The 3,210-nt window shown below is 54.0% G+C and carries 1 protein-coding gene and 3 pseudogenes; 1 reads left to right on the top strand and 3 read right to left on the bottom strand.

The genetic code is table 11. The annotated features are described in order from the left end of the window. Positions 1-504 (bottom strand): annotated as a pseudogene (locus KHQ23_RS26015) (DDE-type integrase/transposase/recombinase); the annotation flags it as partial. 77 nt (positions 505-581) lie between these two features. Here KHQ23_RS26015 and KHQ23_RS26010 point away from each other — a divergent pair. Continuing rightward, a pseudogene (locus KHQ23_RS26010) lies at positions 582-746 on the top strand (helix-turn-helix domain-containing protein); the annotation flags it as partial. On the opposite strand, the pseudogene KHQ23_RS26005 reads toward KHQ23_RS26010, so the two are convergent. Together KHQ23_RS26005 and KHQ23_RS26000 are read right to left on the bottom strand one after the other, a co-directional pair. After that, positions 730-949, bottom strand: a pseudogene (locus KHQ23_RS26005) (transposase); the annotation flags it as partial. The pseudogenes KHQ23_RS26010 and KHQ23_RS26005 overlap by 17 nt on opposite strands. Before the next feature lie 815 nt (positions 950-1,764). Then, a partial coding sequence (locus KHQ23_RS26000; protein WP_211776916.1) for a Tn3 family transposase occupies positions 1,765-3,210 on the bottom strand: 1,446 nt, incomplete at its 5' end.

Genomic DNA, 3,210 nt, shown 5'->3' with positions numbered 1-3,210 from the left:
TGACCTGCTTATTCGCACCTTCCTCAGGCATTCATCACGAAAGCGTCCGTTAAAACTCTCAATAAATCCGTTCTGCGTTGGCTTGCCGGGCTGGATAAGTCGCAGCTCCACACCATGCTCAAAAGCCCACTGATCGAGTGCGCGGCAGGTAAACTCCGGGCCCTGATCGGTTCTTATCGTAGCCGGATAGCCGCGAAACAGCGCAATGCTGTCCAGAATACGCGTGACCTGCACGCCTGAAATCCCGAAGGCAACAGTGACCGTCAGGCATTCCTTTGTGAAATCATCCACGCAGGTCAGGCACTTGATCCTGCGACCTGTGGCCAGTGCGTCCATGACGAAATCCATTGACCAGGTCAGATTGGGCGCCATCGGGCGGAGCAGCGGCAGACGTTCTGTTGCCAGCCCTTTACGACGTCGTCTGCGTTTTACACTCAGGCCATTAAGTTGATAGATGCGGTAAACCCGCTTGTGGTTAACGCAAAGACCTTCACGTGTTACCAACGGTGCAAAACTGATCCACCCCAGCGGTTGAAAATTGATCCAGGGGTTAATCTGCTCCTCTGAATACAGGGGAGCTTATGATCACTTTTGAGATTCGTATGGAAATTAAAGTCCTGCACAAGCGGGGAATGAGTATCCGGGCCATCGCCAGGGAACTGGGTATTTCACGCAATACTGTCCGCAGCCACCTGAAAGCCAAATCTGAAAAGCCACAGTATTCACCACGCCCGGCTTCAGCAAGCAGCTTCTTGAGTCTGGCGTTCTCTTCCTCAAGCGACTTCAGGCGCTTAACCTCAGGCACCTCCATACCGCCATACTTCTTACGCCATGTGTAAAAGGTGGCGTCGGAAATGGCGTGCTTACGGCAGAGCTCACGGGCAGAAACGCCGGCTTCGGCCTCGCGGAGAATACATATGATCTGTTCGTCGGAAAAACGCTTCTTCATGGGGATGTCCTCATGTGGCTTATGAAGACATTACTAACATCACGGTGTATTAATCAACGGGGAGAAGGTCACCAGAGAGAGCTCCCATCGCTTCGCGACGGGCCCCGACCGGAGAAGCAAATTAGTTACAGCATTCAAAAGGAGTTCATCATAAAACCGGCGCCGGTTTGCCAGCCGGGAGCCCCTCCCCACCACTGAAAAGCGCCGCCGCCCCCGGCCGAAGGCCGGGAGTGATGTCGCTTTTAATGATGGGTGTTGTAACTACACTTCTTCATCGCTGTGGGGGGAGCTGTTGTCAGTTGTTTGGTACACGCTCGTAAGCGGCCCTACGGCCCGCTAACGCGGAGATACACCCCGGCTGCAGCTGTCGCCTTGCCGGGACCACTCCGACCGCGTACAGCGGCGTCTGAGATGTTTTTCGCGGGTATGGCTTTGCAGCTACCATGTTAAGTTCCCTGGTGTCGCTGAAATAACTGAAGAACATCCCCCTAAGCGTCAGCAGCAAGCTGCCGCCGCTAAGGCCCCGGAAATCACGCCCTTTACGTCGTAAACGCCGTAAAGCCCGCTCACCGGGGTTAAAAGGGATTACTTTGACTTCTTCATTGCTGTTAGATGGTTAAGGCTAATCAGGGCAGGGGGTAGGGTGGCAGAGTTTATAGCCCGGAAACCGGCTACGCCGGGCTTTCGGCGCCATTTGACGCCACAGACACATGTAACCTCATCTGGCGCCTCCATGCCGCTGACGCGGCATCCAGAAGTTTCCCGATGCTGTAAGTCTTAACGGGGTTTGAGGGCCAATGGAACGAAAACGTACGCTAAGAAGTTAATTCATTGTTTAAATTGAAATTTAGTTCTCTCAGTTCCCCCTTCAAAATATCCTCCGGTAGCGTAAACGTATAATGCCCCAGCATATTGATATGCCCGTGCATCAGTGGGGACAACCGGGCGATATCTTCAACCCCGATTTCTTCTCCATTACTGCGTATCCAGCTCAGGGCTTCCTGCATATAAAGTGTGTTCCACAGTACCACTGCGTTAGTGACCAGGCCCAGTGCCCCCAGCTGATCTTCCTGACCTTCACGATAGCGCTTTCTGATCTCACCGCGCTGCCCGTAGCAGATCGCCCTCGCCACAGCATGGCGGCCTTCCCCCCGGTTTAGCTGCGTCAGGATCCGCCGACGATAATCCTCATCATCAATATAATTAAGAAGGTACAGCGTCTTGTTGACGCGCCCCACTTCCATGATCGCCTGTGCCAGCCCTGATGGGCGCGAGCTTTTCAGCAAAGAGCGAATGAGTTCTGAAGCATGAATGGTGCCCAGTTTCAGCGAACCGGCGGTTCGCATCATCTCATCCCACTGATCCTCGGCTTTCGACAGATCGGCACAACCACGTGCCAGTTCGTCCAGTGCACCGTAATTTGCCGATTTATCCACTCGCCAGAATACCGCTTCACCGGCATCGGCAAGCCGGGGGGAAAACTGGTATCCCAGCAGCCAGAAGAGGCCAAAAATAATGTCGCTGGTACCGGCTGTGTCTGTCATGATCTCAACCGGATTCAGCCCTGTCTGCTGCTCCAGAAGGCCTTCCAGCACAAAAATGGAATCTCGTAATGTGCCGGGGACAACGATGCCGTGGAATCCAGAGTACTGATCAGAGACGAAGTTGTACCAGGTGATGCCACGTCCGGAACCAAAATATTTTCTGTTAGGTCCTGAATTGACGGTTTTCACCGGCGTGACAAAGCGCATGCCATCAGCTGAAGCCACTTCGCCACCACCCCAGCGGCCAGCAAGCTCCAGTGTGGACTGAAAATCAACCAGGCGGGCATTGGCGCTGACCAGCGTTTCTGCCCGGAGGTAATTCTGTTTTACCCAGCTAAGCCGGTGGCGCGTCAGCGCCGGTATATTGTGCTTTATCAGCGGTTCCAGCCCGATATTGCAGGCCTCTGCCATCAGGACCGCGCACAGGCTGATGTGCAGATCCTGTGCCCGGGCCCCGGATTCACTGACATGCGTAAACTCACGTGTAAATCCCGTTCTGGCATCTATTTCAAGCAACAGTTCCGTCAAATCTACTGGCGGGAGTAGCAGCCTTACCCGACTGTTGAGACGATGCAACGATGTTGGCTCCTCCAGTTTCTCCAGGCTGCTGATAGTCAGGGAAGGATGTTTACCGTCATGGCAAATATGAACCTCCGCATTTCCTTCAAAGCGGGATGCGACGGTTTTCCAGGTTGGCACTGTTGCAAAGTTAGCGAT

The organism is Klebsiella sp. 64 (genome assembly GCF_018223915.1).
Classification (GTDB): Bacteria; Pseudomonadota; Gammaproteobacteria; order Enterobacterales; family Enterobacteriaceae; genus Klebsiella; species Klebsiella pneumoniae.
Note: the sequence above shows the minus strand (reverse complement) of the source record. Positions and strands in the feature narration are given on the sequence as shown.